Here is a 17,026-nt window from a genome sequence, read left to right as displayed (position 1 = left end):
TTCTGGCGGCGCTGCGAGTCTACGACTCGGGTCCGACAACGCGGCGCGGCTCCCCGTACCGCCACCCGTACCGCCACCCGCGCCGGTCCGCCGGAGGAGTCCGCCGCGTGCCGGCCGCCCTCTGTAGTCCCATCCGTTACCCGCCTTTAGGTCACACATACGCTCGCGCATGGCACACTCTGTCGCCATGGAGGACATACGGCCGAGGCTGAGGGCGCTGCGCGCTGCCCTTTTCGCCGCGCTGTGCGTCACCCTCTCCTCCACCTCCCATGTGCTGATGTCGCACACCCCGCTGCCGCTGACCGTGGTCGGCGGCGCGTTCGGCGGTGTCTTCGCGCTGGCGTATCTGCTCGGCGGCCGGCACGAGCGCGGCTTCTGGCCGATCGCGGGCCTGATGGTCCCGCTGGAACTGGCCGTCGACACCGTCTTCACCGCGGGCCAGCAGGCCTGTTACGGGCCCGCGGGCGGCCCGGTGACCGGTTCGTGGTGGTCGTTCCACGAGACGTTCCTGTGCAACGGCGGCCAGGTCGGCGGCCAGGGGCTGTCCGCGGTGCCGGGCGGCGCCGCCGCGGCGCAGATGCCGTCCACCGCGCTGCCGTGGCTGCTGCTGGCCGTCCATGTGACCGTCGGCCTGGTCGCGTCCTGGTGGCTGCGGCGCGGTGAGGCCGCGCTGCACCGGGTGCTGCGCGTGATGGCCGCCGCCGCCTTCCGGCCGCTGCTGCTGGCCGTGGCCGCCCGCACCGGGCTCGCGGTGCCGCCGCGCCGGTTCCGCCCGGCCGCCCGCGCCTCGGCGGGCCCGCTCGCCGCGCGCCCGCTGCTGCACTCCGTCGTACGCCGTGGTCCGCCCGTCGCGGTCGCAGTCTGACCGTCGTACCGGCACTTTCCTCTCATACCACCACGCGTCATCACGGAGATCCCCCATGAGCAGCAGGAACAGCAAGGCCAGCAAGCAGGCCGCCCGCGAGCGGCTGCGCGCGGAGCGCGAGCGCGAGGCGAAGCGGGCGAAGGTCCGCCGCCAGATATTCGTCGGCGTCGGCGTCGTCGCGGTGCTGGCCATCGCGGGCGGTGTCGCCGTCGCGGTCAACGCGGCGAACAAGCCCAGCTACTGGGAGTCGGCCAAGAAGGACAAGCTGGTCAAGCCCGCGAACACCTCGGGCACCAACGGCTCGACCATCGTGGTCGGCGACCCGAAGAACAAGAACAACCTCGACCTGTTCGAGGACCTGCGCTGCCCGGCGTGCGCGCAGTTCGAGCAGACCTCGGGCGCGGACGTCCTCAAGGGCGCCAAGGACGGCAAGTACAAGATCACGTACCACTTCGGCACGTTCCTGGACGGCAACCTCGGCGGCACCGGCTCCAAGAACGCGCTGAGCGCGGTCGGCGCGGCGGCCAACGTGAGCCTGGACGCCTTCGAGGCGTACCACACGCTGCTCTACTCCAAGGACCACCACCCGGAGGAGTCCGGCCCCGACCTGTTCGCGGACGACGCCAACATGATCAAGCTGGCGCAGTTGGTCCCGGCGCTCAAGGACAACGCCGCGTTCCAGACCGCGGTCAAGGAGGGCACCTACGACAAGTGGGCGCTGGACTCCTCCGACGCGTTCAACGCGGCGGGCATCAAGTCCACGCCGACCATCAGGCTCAACGGCAAGGCGCTGACCGCCGACGGCGTGATGGACCAGATCACGGCGGCCCTGAAGTAGCGGCACACCGCTCCGAACGGCGGGAGCCGGTCCCGTACGCGTACGGGACCGGCTCCCGCCGTTTCGCGCGGCCCGGTCTCCTGCGGCCCCGCGGTCCTACAGCCCGGCCAGGAAGTCCAGCGCGACCGCCCAGGTCTTCTCGGCGGCCTCGGCGTCGTGGTCCGGCAGGTCGGGGTCGGTGTAGAGGTGGCCGGCGCCCCGGTAGCGGTGCACCTCGACGTCGGCGCCGGCCTTGCGCATCCCCAGGTACCAGGAGTTCAGCCAGTCCTCCGGCTCGAAGGGGTCGGGGTCGGCGACATGGAGCTGTACGGGGATGTCGGTGGCCGCGTCGTCGGCGATGTCCGAGGTGCCGTGCAGGAGCAGCAGCCCGCGCGCCTTCTCGTCGCCGAGCGCCACGGTCTGCGCGAGGGCCCCGCCGAGCGAGAAGCCCGCGTAGACCAGCTCCCGCTCGGAGTACGGCGCCGCCGCGAGGACCGCCCGGCGCAGCAGCTCCTCGTTGCCGATCTCCTCGCGGATCGCCCGTCCCGCCTCGACGGTGTCCACGACCCGGCCGTCGTACAGATCGGGAACGACGACCTCGTGCCCGGCCGCCCGCAGCCGGTCGGCGGCGGCGTGCACGGCGGGACGCGGTCCGTAGACGGAGTGGAACAGGACGATCGTCACAGTGCTGCCTTTGTTCGGGTTCGGTACGCGACCATGGTGCCAGCTACCCTCCTTGGGCGGAGCGCCGCGATACGAAGACCCGATGATCCGGGTTTCCTACAAGAAAGCCGAGGTGGACGCGGGATGGTGATGGACAGCGCGCTGCGCCCGGTTCTCGTCGTCTGTGTGGCGGTCGGGGTCTCGCTGGTCGTGGGGTGGACCGTCGACCGCTCCCTGCGCAAGGTGGACGGCCGGCACCCGGAGACCCCGCTGTGGCATCTGCTGCGCCGCTGCGGCATACCCCTCCAGGTGGTGATCTGCACCGCCATACTGCGCGGCGGCTACCGGTCCGCCCATCTGTCGAAGGACCACGCGGAGGCCGTCGGCCAGTTCCTCGTGCTGGTGCTGATCGCCGCGTCGGGCTGGCTGGTGGTACGGGTCGCCGCCGCGGTCATCGACTCCTCGTACGCGCGCTATGTCGCGGTCAGCCACGACGTGCCCAAGATCCGCCGCCTGCGCACCCAGCTCACGCTGATCCAGCGGGTGTTCACCGCGATCGTGACGGTCATCGTCGTCGCGTCGATGCTCTTCACCTTCCCCGCGATGCGGACGGTCGGGGCGTCGGTGCTGGCCTCCGCGGGCATCATCGGCATCGTCGCCGGTGTGGCCGCCCAGTCCACGCTCGCGAATCTCTTCGCCGGTCTCCAGATCGCCTTCGGCGACATGGTGCGGATCGGCGACACCGTGGTCGTGGAGGGCCAGTGGGGTGTGGTCGAGGAGATCACCCTCACCTTCCTGAGCGTGCGCACCTGGGACGAGCGGCGGATCACGATGCCGGTGTCGTACTTCACCAGCAATCCGTTCGAGAACTGGTCGCGCGGCGACCCGCGGATGACCGGCACCGTCCTTCTGCACCTGGACCACTCGGCGCCGGTGGCGCTGATGCGCAAGCGGCTGCTGGAGATCCTGGAGAGCTGCGCGGAGTGGGACCGCAGGGCATGGGGGCTCGTCGTGATCGACTCCACCCCGACCACGATCCAGGTCAGGGCGCTGGCCACCGCGAAGGACTCGGACGACATCTTCAACCTGCGCTGCATCGTCCGCGAGCAGCTGATCGACTGGCTGCGCTGCGAGCACCCGTACGCGCTGCCCCGGCTCAGCACCGCGCCCGCGCCCGGCCAGGAGCAGGACCCGGGCCGGGAGGCGGCCCCGGCGCCGGAATCGGGCGACCTGGGCCCGGGACCGGGCACCAGGTAAGAGGCTCTTACGCCCCCACGGGGCCCTCGCGCTGCGGGGCGTTACGGCAGTGAGAGGCTCTCACCTGTCAGCCGCGCATCGAGCGCAGGTCGAGCTGGCGCAGCACCCGGTCGACGACCTCCGGGTCGTACCCCGCCTCGCTGCGCGCCGACAGCACCTCGTGCCGGGCGGCGGACATCATCTCGTCCTGGATGCGGCGCACCGACTTGAGCCGCTTGACGCGCTTGGCGTGGCTCTCGCGCCGCTCGTCGTCCACGATGTCCGGGCAGATCCGCGCGCCGAGGTCGAAGGCGCGGCGGTGCAGCAGCTCCGACAGGTCGTCGCTCAGCGGCTCGACGGACTCGATGTCGCGCAGCCGCGCCTTGGCGGCCGTCATGGCCCGCAGCGCCAGCATCTTCTCCAGGTCGTGCTCGGCGTCGATGTCGCTGCGCACCCCGAGCCGTTTCACCAGCCACGGCAGCGTCAGCCCCTGGAGCACCAGGGTGCTGAGCACCACCGCGAAGGCGATGAACAAGATCTCCGTGCGGGCCGGGAAGCCGTCGCCGCTGTCGGTGGTCAGCGGGATGGCCAGGGCCAGCGCGACGGACGCCACCCCGCGCATCCCGGACCACCACATGATGACGCTCTCGCGCCAGCTCATCGGGATGTCCTCGTCCAGGTCGCGCAGCTTGTGCATCTTGCGCGCCGCCCAGGTCGCGGGCAGCAGATACAGCAGCCGCACGCCGATGACCACTGCGACCACTATGGCGGCGTGCCGCACCATCGGGCCCCAGTCGCCCGCGCCGACCCGGAACACATTGTGCAGTTCGAGGCCGATCAGGCCGAAGGCGATGCCGGTGACGAGGGTGTCGACGATCTCCCAGAAGGTGTTGCCCGCTAGACGGGCCGTCACGTCGTCGGCCTCGAAGGCGTATTCGGCCAGGAACAGCGCGGTGGTGAGCACGGCCAGGACCCCGGAGCCGCCGAACTCCTCGGCCAGCGCGTAGGAGGCGAAGGGCACCAGCAGTGACAGGCCGATCTGCAAGGTGGGGTCGCCGACGACGCCCATCAGCTTGTTGGCGCCCCAGCCGAGGGCCAGGCCGACCGCGATCGCGACCACGGCGGACAGCACGAGTTCCAGGGCCGCGTGGGGCGCGGAGAAGTTGCCGGACAGCGCCGCCGCGACGGCCACGTGGTACAGCACGATCGCGGTGACGTCGTTGAACAGCCCCTCGCCCTCCAGGATGGAGATCATGCGGCGGGGCAGTCCGAGGCTGCCCGCGACGGCCGTGGCGGCCACCGGGTCGGGCGGCGCCACGAGCGCGCCGAGCGCGAAGGCCCCGGCCAGCGTGATCTCCGGCACGACCGCGTCGGCGACCGCCGCCACCGCGGCCGTGGTGACGAAGACCAGCGCGACCGCGAGCAGGAAGATCGCCCGCCGGTTCGCGGCGAACTGCCGCCAGGAGGTGCGCTGTACGGACGCGTAGAGCAGCGGGGGCAGCACCAGCGGCAGGATCAGATCGGGGTCGATCTGGACGTTGGGCACCTGCGGGAGCAGCGCGAGGACCCCGCCGAGCAGCGTCATCAGGACCGGCGAGGGCAGCCCGATCCGGTCGCTGAGCGGCACCATGACGATGGCCGCGAGCATGAGGAAGAAGAAGAGAGCGAGCTGATCCACGGCGTCACGATGCCACACCGGCTCCGCGCCGCCGGACCCGCGGCCGCCCCGCCGTGCCTTTCACCGGCCCCGATACGGCTACTCGCTGTCGGCGCGGATCACGTCGAGCGCGTGCCGGAGGTCGTCCGGGTACTCGCTGCTGAACTCCACCCAGCGCCCGTCCGAGGGGTGTTCGAAGCCCAACTGCTTGGCGTGCAGCCACTGCCGGGTCAGGCCCAGGCGCTTGGCGAGCGTCGGGTCGGCGCCGTAGGTGATGTCGCCGACGCAGGGGTGGCGGTGCGCGGACATGTGCACCCGGATCTGGTGGGTGCGGCCGGTCTCCAGCTTGATGTCCAGCAGGCTGGCGGAGCGGAACGCCTCGATGAGGTCGTAGTGCGTCACGGACGCCTTGCCGTCGGCGACGACCGCCCACTTGTAGTCGTGGTGGGGGTGACGGCCGATCGGCGCGTCGATCGTGCCGCTCATCGGGTCCGGGTGGCCCTGCACCAGAGCGTGGTAGCGCTTGTCCACGACGCGGTCCCTGAACTGCGCCTTGAGCAGGGTGTACGCCCGCTCGGACTTGGCGACCACCATCAGGCCGGAGGTGCCCACGTCGAGCCGGTGCACGATGCCCTGGCGCTCGGCGGCCCCCGAGGTGGAGATCCGGTATCCGGCGGCGGCGAGGCCGCCGATCACGGTGGTGCCGGTCCAGCCGGGGCTCGGGTGGGCGGCGACGCCGACCGGCTTGAGGACGACGACGATGTCCTCGTCGTCGTGGACGATCTCCATGCCCTCGACCGGCTCCGCGACGATCCGCACCGGGGCGGCGGCCTCGGGCATCTCGACCTCCAGCCACGCCCCGCCGTGCACCCGCTCGGACTTCCCCGCGGCCGACCCGTCGATCGACACCTTGCCCGCCGCCGCCAGCTCCGCGGCCTTCGTCCGCGAGAAGCCGAACATCCGGGCGATGGCGGCGTCGACACGCTCGCCCTCGAGGCCGTCGGGCACGGGCAGGGAACGGATTTCCGGAACGGTACTCACCACACGAGTATGCCGGACCCGCCGCCCCCGGCCGTACCAGCGCGGGACCGGGCGCCTCCTGCGGGAGTCAGTCCTCGCGGTGGACGGTGCCGTCCGGGTCGACGCCGCGGAAGGAGAGCAGGACGATCAGGGCGCCGCCGCAGCAGATGGCGGAGTCGGCGAGGTTGAAGACGGCGAAGTGCTCGGGCGCGATGAAGTCCACCACCCGGCCCTGGAAGCCGCCGGGAGCGCGGAAGACGCGGTCGGTGAGGTTGCCGAAGGCGCCGCCGAGGAGCAGGCCGAGCGCGACGGCCCACGGCAGGCTGTGCAGACGGCGGGAGAGCCGGGCGATCACCACGATGACACCGGCCGCGATCATCGTGAAGACGATCGTCATGCCCTGCCCCATGCCGAAGGCCGCCCCGGCGTTCCGGATCGCGTCCAGCCGCAGGTAGTGGCCGAAGACGTTGACCGGCTCGTGGTTCTCCAGGCTGGTGACCACCCAGATCTTGGAGAGCAGGTCGAGGAGGTACGCCAGCGCCGCCACCCCGATCAGGGTGACGATCCGGCGGCGCCGCCGCGAGACGGCCTGCGGCCCGGCGGGCTCGTCGCCCCGCGCCGCGCCTTCCGTCCCGTCCGCCGCCGGAGCGGCCTGCTCCGACGGCTCGGCGACGCCCGGCTCCTCGACGCCCGTCCCGCCGTCAGGCGTCGCGTCCGGCGTCTCCTCCGGCGTGGTGATGGTGCGCTCCGCTTCCGTCACGTGAGTCCCTCAGCCTTTGTGCTCCGTGCCCGCCAGGCCGAATCCTGACTGATGACGAGGGTACGGCACACCCGTACGACCGGGGCCGTCCGCGGGCGGAGCCCTCAGCGCCGCTCCTGCTTCTGCTTGCAGTCCAGGCACAGCGTGGCCCGCGGGAACGCCTGCATGCGGGCCTTGCCGATCGGATTGCCGCAGGACTCGCAGAGGCCGTACGTGCCCTCGTCCAGCCGTTCCAGGGCGTGCCTGGTCTGCGCCAGCATCTCGCGGGTGTTGGCGGCCAGCGCCATCTCGTACTCGCGGGTGATGTTCTTGGTGCCGGTGTCGGCCTCGTCGTCACCCGCGCCGTCGCCCGAGTCGCGCAGCAGGCCCGCCACGGCCGCCTCCGAGGAGCTGATGCCCTCCGTGAGCCGCTGGACCTCGCCCAGCAGCTCGGCGCGGGCCTCCTCGACCTCTTCCGGCGTCCACGGGTCCTCACCGGGGAGGACGGCCAGGCCGCCGGGGCCCGCGGTGCGGGCGGCGGGCACCGCGGACGCGGCCCCCGTGGTCGCGGCCGTACCCGCCGCGGTCTTCTTCGCTGCCACCTTGCCGGCTCCCGTCTTCTTCGCCGTACGGCCCGTCGCCGCCTTTTCGGCCGCCGCCTTCTTCGCGGCCGTCTTCTTCGCCGGCGCCTTCGCGGCGGCGGCCTTCCCTGCCGGAGCCGTTTCCCTGGCTGCCGTCTTCTTCGCCGCTGCCTTCTTCGCCGCCGTCTTCTTGGCTGCCTTCTTGGCCGAGGCCTTCTTGGCAGCCGCCTTCTTCCGCGGTGCCTCCTCGGCCGCGTCGCCCTCCTCCGCATCGATGGCGACCGTGACCGTACGCACGGACTTCCTCGCCGCCGCGGGCCCGCGGGCAGGCGCCACGGACGCCCCGGTCACACCGGGATGGTCGGAGCCGGCCGCAGGCCGTCCCCTTTTCTTCACGACCATGGCCGCGACCCCTTCACATCCGTGATCTTGTTCGCGAATCGTGCCGGAAACGGTAAATCGGCTCCGGACCCGCGGCAACGGGGCGCGCTGCCTGGCCGACCGGTCCGCCCCGGAGGGCGGGCAGGTCTGCATCCGTTGTGCCCAGCTCACCGCCAGGTATTCCGGTACCTGGCGGTAACGATCCGTGACAGTCGCCGTCGGGGCGCGCGGAGCAGGCCATTCGGGTCAGTGGGCGGCCCCGGTAAACCGTTCGGCCGGGCCGCTCCCAGCGCCGTACACTGAGCGCAGCGAAAGGCGTGGATGGGACGAGTAGCGCCGCACGCAGCCATGAGCGACCCGGGGACGGTGGAAGCCCGGGGGTGTGCGCGGTGCGAAGATCACCCCGGAGCCGCCGGAAGAAAGCCCGCGGGAGGCCCCTCAAGGCCCCCGGGCGAGTAGAACCGGCGTCGCTGCCCCAATGAGGGGGCGGTGGGTTCCCCGTGTGCGGGGCGCCTCCACCGCCAAGGAGGGTGGTACCGCGGGAGCGCTCGCTCTCGTCCCTTCGACGGAGTACGCACCAGTGTCCGCCGGAGGAAACCACCGATGAGCGACCACCAGACCGCGCAGGGACAGCCGCAGCCGCCGCAGTACCGGCCGGTGCCCGCCCAGGTCGACCTGCCCGCCCTCGAACACGAGGTGCTCGACCTCTGGAGCGAGCGGAAGACCTTCGCCCGTTCCGTCGAGCAGAGCCGCGGACTGCCCGACTGGGTCTTCTACGAGGGCCCGCCGACCGCCAACGGCATGCCCGGCGCCCACCACATCGAGGCCCGCGTCTTCAAGGACGTCTTCCCGCGCTTCAAGACCATGCAGGGCCACCACGTGACCCGCAAGGCCGGCTGGGACTGCCACGGGCTGCCGGTCGAGCTGGCGGTGGAGAAGGAACTGGGCTTCACCACCAAGCAGGACATCGAGGACTACGGCGTCGCGGAGTTCAACGCGAAGTGCCGCGAGTCGGTGACCCGGTACACCGACGCCTTCACCGACCTGACCACGCGCATGGGCTACTGGGTCGACCTCGACAACGCCTACCGGACGATGGACCCGGAGTACGTCCAGTCCGTGTGGTGGTCGCTCAAGCAGATCTTCGACAAGGGCCTGCTGGTCCAGGACTACCGGGTGGCGCCCTGGTGCCCCAAGGACCAGACCGGCCTGTCCGACCACGAACTGGCCCAGGGCTACGAGACGGTCGTCGACCCGTCGGTCTTCGTCCGCTTCCCGCTGACCGGCGGCCCGCTGGCGGGCGAGGCCGCGCTGCTGGTGTGGACGACCACGCCCTGGACGCTGGTCTCCAACACCGCCGTCGCCGCGCACCCCGACGTGACGTACGTCGTCGCCACCGACGGCACCGAGAAGCTGGTCGTCGCCGAGCCGCTGCTCGGCAAGGCGCTGGGCGAGGGCTGGACGGCGACCGGGCAGTCCTTCACCGGCCGCGAGATGGAACGCTGGACGTATCAGCGGCCGTTCGACCTCGTCGAGATCCCGGACGCGCACTATGTGGTGAACGCCGAGTACGTCACCACCGAGGACGGCACGGGCCTGGTCCACCAGTCCCCCGCCTTCGGTGAGGACGACCTCAAGGCCTGCCGCGCGTACGGCCTTCCGGTGGTCAACCCGGTGCGCCGCGACGGCACCTTCGAGCCGGACGTGCCCCTGGTCGGCGGGGTCTTCTTCAAGAAGGCCGATGAGGCGCTGGTCGCCGAACTCCACGCTTCGGGACGGCTGTTCCGGCACCTGCCGTACGAGCACAGCTACCCGCACTGCTGGCGCTGCCACACCGCGCTGCTCTACTACGCGCAGCCGTCCTGGTACATCAGGACCACCGCGGTCAAGGACGCCCTGCTGCGGGAGAACGAGAAGACCAACTGGCACCCGGACTCGGTCAAGCACGGCCGCTTCGGCGACTGGCTGAAGAACAACGTCGACTGGGCGTTGTCGCGCAACCGCTACTGGGGTACGCCGCTGCCGATCTGGCGCTGCGAGGACGGCCATCTGACCTGTGTCGGCTCGCTGGCCGAACTCGGCGAACTGACCGGCACCGACCAGTCCGGGCTCGACCCGCACCGCCCGTACATCGACGCCGTCACCTTCGGCTGCCCGTCCTGCGGCGGCACCGCGACCCGCGTCCCCGAGGTGATCGACGCCTGGTACGACTCGGGTTCGATGCCGTTCGCGCAGTGGGGCTACCCGTTCCACAACAAGGAGGTCTTCGAGCGCACGTACCCGGCGCAGTTCATCGCGGAGGCGATCGACCAGACCCGCGGCTGGTTCTACACGCTGATGGCCATCGGCACGCTCGTCTTCGACAGGTCGAGTTACGAGAACGTGGTCTGCCTCGGCCACATCCTCGCCGAGGACGGCCGCAAGATGTCCAAGCACCTGGGCAACATCCTCCAGCCGATCCCGCTCATGGACCAGCACGGCGCGGACGCGGTGCGCTGGTTCATGGCGGCCGGCGGCTCCCCGTGGGCGGCCCGCCGGGTCGGCCACGGCACGATCCAGGAGGTCGTCCGTAAGACGCTGCTCACGTACTGGAACACGGTCGCCTTCCAGGCGCTGTACGCCCGTACGTCCGGCTGGGCCCCCTCGGCGGCCGACCCGGCCGTCGAGGACCGCCCGCTGCTCGACCGCTGGCTGGTCGGCGAGCGGAACGTGCTGGTGCGCGAGGTGACCGACGCGCTGGAGTCGTACGACACCCAGCGCGCGGGCAAGCTGCTGTCGGCCTTCGTGGACGACCTGTCGAACTGGTACGTGCGCCGTTCGCGGCGCCGCTTCTGGCAGGGCGACCCGGCCGCGCTGCGCACCCTGCACGACGTGGTGGAGACCGTGACGCGGCTGATGGCCCCGCTGGTGCCGTTCATCACCGAGCGGGTCTGGCAGGACCTGGTGGTGCCGGTGGTCCCCGGTGCCCCCGACTCCGTCCACCTCTCGTCCTGGCCCGTCGTGGACGAGCGGCACGTCGACCCGGCCCTGTCGGAGCGGATGCTGCTCGTACGGCGGCTGGTCGAGCTGGGCCGTGCCACGCGCGCGGAGTCCGGTGTCAAGACGCGTCAGCCGCTGTCGCGCGCGCTGGTCGCCGCCGCGGGCTTCGAGGGGCTCTCGGCCGAGCTGCGGGCGCAGATCACCGAGGAGTTGAACGTCAGCTCCCTGGCGTCGCTGTCCGAGGTCGGCGGGTCGCTGGTCGACACCACGGCCAAGGCCAACTTCCGCGCGCTGGGCAAGCGTTTCGGCAAGGGCGTCCAGGCCGTGGCGGCCGCGGTCGCCGCCGCCGACGCGGCGGCCCTGTCGGCGGCGCTGCGCGACGGCGGTACGGCCTCGGTGGTCGTGGACGGCGAGGAGGTCGCGCTCGCTCCTGAAGAGGTCATCATCACCGAGACCCCGCGCGAAGGGTGGTCGGTCGCCTCCGACTCCGGCGGCACGGTCGCGCTCGACCTGGAGATCACTCCCGAACTCCGCCTGGCCGGGCTCGCCCGCGACGCCATCCGGCTGATCCAGGAGGCCCGCAAGACCTCCGGCTTCGACGTGGCCGACCGGATTCACGTCCGCTGGGCCACGGCCGAGCCCGACGTCTCGACGGCCCTGTCCGCCCACGCCTCGCTCATCTCCGAGGAGGTCCTGGCGGACAGCTTCACCGACGCGTCGGCCGATGCCTCCTTCGGCCCGGCGTTCACGGACGAGTCCCTGGCCCTGACCTTCCACCTGCGCAAGAGCTGAGCCGCGTAGGGGCGAAGTCCCCTTCGCACGGTGGTCGTCGCACAGAACAGGGCCGGGCCCCGCGGGGAAAAAGGATTCCCCGGGGGCCCGGCCCTGTGTGGTGCGGGTCCAGCCGACCGCTAGGTCAGTTGTCGTCCTCGTCGATCAGGAAACCGCGCATCGGCGTCGGTGCCTGCTGCATCGGCTGCGGCGCCTGCGGCCGTACCGGTGCCATCGGCTGGGTCATGGCAGGAGACATCTGCTGCTGGCCGCCGTACGTCGGGCCGGGGGTGTGACCGCCGCCCATGCCCTGACCGCCGTAGGACGGCGCGGAGCCCGCGTGTCCCATACCGGCGCCCGCGCCTGCCGGTGCCATGCCGTTGCCCATACCGCCGTTGCCCATGGATCCGCCCATCGAGCCGCCCATGGTGGACGCGGCCGGGAGGGAGGGAGCCGCGGGGGTGGTACGCGGCGGAGCCAGCGAGTCGTCGGCCTGGTTCTCGAGCTGACGGAGCTGGGACTCCAGGTAGGACTTCAGACGCGTGCGGTACTCGCGCTCGAAGCCGCGCAGGTCCTCGACCTTGCGCTCCAACGTGGCGCGGGCGGACTCCAGGGAGCCCATCGCGACGCGGTGCTTCTCCTGGGCGTCCCGCTCAAGAGCGTCCGCCTTGGCGCGGGCGTCCCGCTCCAGGCCCTCGGCGCGGCTGCGGGCCTCGCCGACGATCTTGTTGGCCTCGGAACGCGCTTCCGCGATGGCCTGGTCCGCCGTCTGCTGCGCGAGCGAGAGCACACGGGCGGCGCTGTCGCCACCGGGTCCCTGCTGCTGCATCGGGTGGTGCTGCTGCTGTTGCTGCTGCATCGGGTGCTGGCCCATGGGGCCGGGTCCCTGCTGCTGCATCGGGTGCTGGCCCATCGGACCAGGCCCCTGCTGCTGCATGGGGTGCCCCATCTGCTGCTGCATCGGGCCGGGCCCGTGCTGCTGCTGGGCGCTGGGGCCGGGCGGCAACTGCGGCATACCGCCCTGCTGCTGCGGCGGACCCATCTGCTGCTGCGGCACCGGCTGCGGACCGGATATGGCAGCGGGCACCGGCCGGTCCTGCTGTTCGGGCTTGCGCATGCCCTGTTGCTGGTTCTGGGCGGCGGCACGGGTGGCCGCGGCCAGTTTGGCGCGCAAGTCCTCGTTTTCGCGGAGCAATCGAGTCAGCTCCGCCTCCACCTCGTCGAGGAAGGCGTCGACCTCATCCTCGTCATAGCCCTCTCGGAGGCGGACGGTCGTGAACTGCTTGTTCCGAACGTCCTCGGGGGTCAGCGGCATCTCTTCACCTCAACGTGATCGTCGACATATCGGGAGCCCGCACCGTTCACATCAAGTTCCCCACGACGGAGATCAGGATGTACACGATGATCATCAATACGAAGAAGGACAGGTCGAGCGCCACGCCCCCGAGACGTAGCGGCGGGATGAACCGCCGCAAGAGCTTGAGTGGCGGATCGGTGACAGTGTAGGTGCCCTCCAGGACCACCACCATCGCCTTCCCAGGGTGCCATGAACGGGCGAACTGGAAGACGTAATCCATCACCAATCGGAAGATCAGCACAAACAGGAAGCAGTACAGCGCGATGTACAGCACCTGGAGTGCGACACTCATCGCGCTTCCCTCTCCCCTGCTCGTCTTCGGCCCGGTGGCCGGGTCCCTGCGGTTGCGTCTCGTTCAGCTCTGGTTGAAGAACCCGCCCTCGGCGATCCGGGCTTTGTCCTCCGCCGTGACATCGACGTTAGCAGGCGACAGGAGGAACACCTTCTGCGTCACCCGCTCGATGCTTCCGTGAAGACCGAAGACCAGGCCGGCGGCGAAGTCGACAAGACGCTTCGCGTCCGTGTCGTCCATCTCCGTCAGATTCATGATCACCGGCGTTCCCTCGCGGAAGTGTTCCCCGATGGTACGGGCTTCGTTGTAGGTCCGGGGGTGCAGTGTCGTGATCCGGTACGGCTCTCGCTCTGACACGACCTTGGGCATGATCACCGGTGCGTTCTTCTCCAGGCTGTGACGTTCGGGTGTGATGGACGCCACGGGGGCGATCCGCGGTTCACGGGGCGCCGGGGCGTGTACGAGACGCGCCGGTTCGTCCTGCGACGACTGGTGCTGGCTCTGTGGTACGTGCTGCGGTACGTGCTGGCTGACCTGCTGCTGACGGCGAGGGGCACGCTCGGGGTCGGCGCTGGCCCGTGCTGCGGGCGGAGCGGCCATCTCGGGCTCGAACTCGTCGTCGGGGTCAAATCCCGGCCCGTCGTATCCGTCGTCCTCCACGAGGCCGAGGTAGACCGCCATCTTGCGCATCGCGCCGGCCATGCTCTGCGTCCTCTCAGCGGGGTTGCGGTCCTCGGCCGCCGCTCGGACGGCCGCCACACCATATTTATGCTGTGGTCCGACTTGTTGGTGACGTTACCCGAGCCCGGGACGGACTCCGAGTACCGCCGTACCGACGCGTACATGTGTCGCTCCGGCCGCAACGGCTTCGTCGAGGTCCTGGCTCATCCCTGCCGAGACCATGGTCGCAGCCGGATGGGTCTCGCGCAGGCCGGATGAGATTTCCATCAACCGATCGAAGGCGGCGCGGGGTTGGCCCGCGTACGCCCCGGCCAGCGGCGCGACGGTCATCAGGCCGTCGAGACGCAGCCCCGGTGCCGCCGCGATCGCGTCGGCGAGCGCGGCGACCGCGTCGGGTGCCACCCCGCCGCGCTCTCCCTGAGCGCCCGACTCCGCGTCCAGGGCGACCTGAACGAGGCACCCGAGCCGCTTTTCCGCGGCGGTCGCCGCGGTCGACAGCGCGCCGGCCAGCCGGAGCCGGTCGACCGAGTGCACATGATCAGAGTAACGGACCACTGAACGAGCCTTGTTGGTCTGCAACTGCCCCACAAAATGCCAAGTAAGCGGAAGATCGGCGCACGCCGCCGCCTTGGGCGCGGCGTCCTGGTCGCGGTTCTCCGCCACATGCCGGACGCCGAGGCCGGCCAGCAGCCGGACGTCGCTCGCCGGGTAGGTCTTGGTGACCACGATCAGGGTCACGTCCGCGCGGTCCCGCCCGGCCGCCTCGCAGGCGGCGGTGATCCGCTTCTCGACACGGTCCAGATTCGCGGCGAGTTCCGCGCGCCTGGCGGCGTCCTCGGCCCCGGGGTCGGTCTGATGCTCGGTCACGCGGCGCCGTCCAGCCAGACATAGCCCGCCAGGCGACCGGTGACACCGTCGCGGCGGTAGGAGAAGTGATCGGCGGACTCCAGGGTGCACACACCCGCGCCCGGCCCGTCGGATGATCCGGCGCTCGGCCCGAGGTTCACTCCGGCGCGCGCGAGTTGGGCGCGCACCCCCGAAGCCACGTCGACCGCCGGAGTGCCCCAGCTCGTCTCGGCGTACGCCTCCGGCACCGCCCGGGCGACCTCGTCCCGCATCGCGGCGGGCACTTCATAGCACTTTCCGCACACGGCGGGGCCGAGCAGCGCGGTGATCCGCGCGGGGTCGGCCCCCCGCACCGTCATCGCCTCGACGGCGGCGGGCACCACACCCGCGACCAGTCCCGGCCGTCCCGCGTGCGCGGCGGCCACGACACCGGCCACCGGGTCGGCGAGCAGTACGGGCACGCAGTCGGCGGTGAGTACGGCGAGCGTGAGGTCGGCGCGGGTGGTGACGAGCGCGTCGACGGCCGGGACCGGCCGGTCGCCCCACGGGGCGTCCACGACGGCGACCTCGCGGCCGTGCACCTGGTTCATCCACACCACCCGGTCGGGGTCGCGGCCGAGATCGGCCGCGGCGCGCTCGCGGTTGGCGCGTACGGCGGCGGGGTCGTCCCCCACCGCGCCGCCGAGGTTGAGGCTGTCGTGCGGAACGGCGCTCACCCCGCCCCACCGGTCGGTGAAGGCGAAGTGCGCGCCGCTCGCTGTCTGGCGGTGCCCTATCACTTCAAGAAGTCGGGTACGTCGAGCTCTTCGGCCGCGGTGTCCTGGTAGGGACGGGCCGGCGGCACGTGCGGGGGCGGGACCGGGGTCGGCGCCTCCGCGACGGGCTCGTTGTCGCTGTCGCGGTCCGACGAGGCGACCGGGACACTGCCGAGGCCGGTGTACGAGGTCGCCGGGCGGGCGGGTTCGGGCTGGCTGGCGATCCGGGCGCCGGAGGCGGGGGTCGTGTCGCGGTATCCGTCGAGCGCCTTGGCGCTGCTCTTGGTGGGCGGCTGGCCGCCGTCGAACCCGGCGGCGATCACGGTGACCCGCACCTCGTCGCCGAGCGCGTCGTCGATGACCGCGCCGAAGATGATGTTGGCCTCGGGGTGGGCCGCCTCGCTGACGAGTTGGGCCGCCTCGTTGATCTCGAACAGGCCGAGGTCGGAGCCGCCGGAGATGGAGAGCAGCACCCCGCGGGCGCCGTCGATGGAGGCTTCGAGCAGCGGCGAGGAGATCGCCATCTCGGCGGCGGCGACCGCACGGTCGTCACCGCGTGCGGAGCCGATGCCCATGAGGGCCGAACCCGCCTCGGACATCACGGACTTCACGTCGGCGAAGTCGAGGTTGATCAGGCCGGGGGTGGTGATCAGGTCGGTGATGCCCTGCACGCCGGAGAGCAGGACCTGGTCGGCCGAGCGGAAGGCGTCGAGCACGCTGACCTGGCGGTCCGAGATGGACAGCAGACGGTCGTTGGGGATGACGATCAGGGTGTCGACGTTCTCCCGCAGCCCCGCGATGCCGTCCTCCGCCTGGTTGGCGCGGCGGCGGCCCTCGAAGGTGAAGGGGCGGGTGACGACCCCGATGGTCAGGGCGCCGAGCGAGCGGGCGATGTTGGCGACGACGGGTGCGCCGCCGGTGCCGGTGCCGCCGCCCTCACCCGCGGTGACGAAGACCATGTCGGCGCCCTTGAGCACCTCTTCGATCTCCTCGCGGTGGTCCTCGGCGGCCTTGCGGCCCACGTCGGGGTTGGCCCCGGCGCCGAGGCCCCGGGTCAGTTCACGGCCGACGTCGAGCTTGACGTCGGCGTCGCTCATCAGGAGGGCCTGCGCATCGGTGTTGATCGCGATGAACTCGACGCCCTTGAGACCGACCTCGATCATCCGGTTGATGGCGTTGACGCCACCGCCGCCGATGCCGACGACCTTGATGACTGCGAGGTAGTTCTGCGGTGCTGCCACGTCGAAGGCCTCTCGCCTCGAGTTACGTATCTTGTGGGACGGTCGGTACGCTCGCCGATGCCGTTCCGAACCCTAACCGTGAGGTTTAGGGTTACCAGTATGCATGTCCCATGTGTTCCTTGGGACGAGACACTAAGTCGACAAG

Annotated in this window: 15 protein-coding genes; 4 read left to right on the top strand and 11 right to left on the bottom strand. The window is 71.1% G+C overall.

Annotated features, from left to right (window positions below):
- Positions 1–169 precede the first annotated feature (169 nt).
- Both ACFZAM_RS08375 and ACFZAM_RS08370 read left to right on the top strand, forming a co-directional pair.
- Complete coding sequence (locus tag ACFZAM_RS08375) at positions 170–865, top strand: hypothetical protein (RefSeq protein ID WP_355334084.1); 696 nt, start codon at positions 170–172, stop codon at positions 863–865.
- A 55-nt stretch (positions 866–920) separates the two neighbouring features.
- Positions 921–1,703, top strand: a complete 783-nt coding sequence (locus ACFZAM_RS08370; RefSeq protein ID WP_355334086.1) for a thioredoxin domain-containing protein — start codon at positions 921–923, stop codon at positions 1,701–1,703.
- A gap of 96 nt (positions 1,704–1,799) precedes the next feature.
- Here the strand turns inward: ACFZAM_RS08370 and ACFZAM_RS08365 are convergent, their stop codons facing one another.
- Positions 1,800–2,453, bottom strand: coding sequence for a dienelactone hydrolase family protein (locus ACFZAM_RS08365; RefSeq protein ID WP_355334701.1), 654 nt, complete (start codon positions 2,451–2,453; stop codon positions 1,800–1,802).
- A 42-nt stretch (positions 2,454–2,495) separates the two neighbouring features.
- Here ACFZAM_RS08365 and ACFZAM_RS08360 point away from each other — a divergent pair, with 42 nt between their 5' ends.
- The gene (locus ACFZAM_RS08360) at positions 2,496–3,602 is read left to right on the top strand and encodes a mechanosensitive ion channel domain-containing protein (protein ID WP_391044271.1); all 1,107 of its coding nucleotides are present in this window, start codon (positions 2,496–2,498) and stop codon (positions 3,600–3,602) included.
- 67 nt (positions 3,603–3,669) lie between these two features.
- Here ACFZAM_RS08360 and ACFZAM_RS08355 read toward each other — a convergent pair whose 3' ends face one another.
- The 4 genes from ACFZAM_RS08355 to ACFZAM_RS08340 form a co-directional block, all read right to left on the bottom strand.
- A complete protein-coding gene (locus tag ACFZAM_RS08355) occupies positions 3,670–5,259 on the bottom strand; it encodes a Na+/H+ antiporter (RefSeq protein ID WP_355334089.1) in 1,590 nt (529 codons plus the stop codon).
- Between the two features lie 78 nt (positions 5,260–5,337).
- Complete coding sequence (locus tag ACFZAM_RS08350) at positions 5,338–6,279, bottom strand: RluA family pseudouridine synthase (protein ID WP_355334093.1); 942 nt, start codon at positions 6,277–6,279, stop codon at positions 5,338–5,340.
- A 67-nt stretch (positions 6,280–6,346) separates the two neighbouring features.
- The gene (gene lspA / locus ACFZAM_RS08345; RefSeq protein ID WP_391043983.1) at positions 6,347–7,018 is read right to left on the bottom strand and encodes a signal peptidase II; all 672 of its coding nucleotides are present in this window, start codon (positions 7,016–7,018) and stop codon (positions 6,347–6,349) included.
- Positions 7,019–7,122: 104 nt separating this feature from the next.
- Positions 7,123–7,980 carry a TraR/DksA C4-type zinc finger protein gene (locus ACFZAM_RS08340; RefSeq protein WP_391043980.1) on the bottom strand — a complete coding sequence of 286 codons (858 nt, stop codon included), beginning with the start codon at positions 7,978–7,980 and terminating at the stop codon, positions 7,123–7,125.
- A 582-nt stretch (positions 7,981–8,562) separates the two neighbouring features.
- Between ACFZAM_RS08340 and ileS the strand changes: the two genes are divergently transcribed.
- Positions 8,563–11,730: an isoleucine--tRNA ligase gene (ileS, locus tag ACFZAM_RS08335; protein ID WP_391043978.1), complete on the top strand. Its 3,168-nt coding sequence runs from the start codon at positions 8,563–8,565 to the stop codon at positions 11,728–11,730.
- 124 nt (positions 11,731–11,854) lie between these two features.
- Here the strand turns inward: ileS and ACFZAM_RS08330 are convergent, their stop codons facing one another.
- The 6 genes from ACFZAM_RS08330 to ftsZ form a co-directional block, all read right to left on the bottom strand.
- A complete protein-coding gene (locus ACFZAM_RS08330; protein ID WP_391043975.1) occupies positions 11,855–13,024 on the bottom strand; it encodes a DivIVA domain-containing protein in 1,170 nt (389 codons plus the stop codon).
- Positions 13,025–13,070: 46 nt separating this feature from the next.
- Positions 13,071–13,358, bottom strand: coding sequence for a YggT family protein (locus ACFZAM_RS08325; RefSeq protein ID WP_355334104.1), 288 nt, complete (start codon positions 13,356–13,358; stop codon positions 13,071–13,073).
- Between the two features lie 63 nt (positions 13,359–13,421).
- Positions 13,422–14,060, bottom strand: a complete 639-nt coding sequence (locus ACFZAM_RS08320; RefSeq protein WP_188282131.1) for a cell division protein SepF — start codon at positions 14,058–14,060, stop codon at positions 13,422–13,424.
- 93 nt (positions 14,061–14,153) lie between these two features.
- Positions 14,154–14,906 (bottom strand): YggS family pyridoxal phosphate-dependent enzyme, encoded by a 753-nt coding sequence (locus tag ACFZAM_RS08315; RefSeq protein WP_391043971.1) that lies wholly within the window; start codon positions 14,904–14,906, stop codon positions 14,154–14,156.
- A complete protein-coding gene (pgeF, locus tag ACFZAM_RS08310; protein ID WP_391043968.1) occupies positions 14,903–15,664 on the bottom strand; it encodes a peptidoglycan editing factor PgeF in 762 nt (253 codons plus the stop codon). Before pgeF ends, ACFZAM_RS08315 begins: the two co-directional genes overlap by 4 nt.
- Positions 15,661–16,881 carry a cell division protein FtsZ gene (ftsZ, locus tag ACFZAM_RS08305; RefSeq protein WP_355334113.1) on the bottom strand — a complete coding sequence of 407 codons (1,221 nt, stop codon included), beginning with the start codon at positions 16,879–16,881 and terminating at the stop codon, positions 15,661–15,663. The genes pgeF and ftsZ overlap by 4 nt, the downstream gene beginning before the upstream one ends.
- Positions 16,882–17,026 lie beyond the last annotated feature (145 nt).

Source organism: Streptomyces sp. NPDC008079, assembly GCF_042957385.1.
In the GTDB taxonomy this organism is placed as follows: Bacteria; Actinomycetota; Actinomycetes; order Streptomycetales; family Streptomycetaceae; genus Actinacidiphila.
The sequence above is the reverse complement of the archived record's forward strand: the minus strand, read 5'-3'. Positions and strand labels throughout refer to the sequence as shown.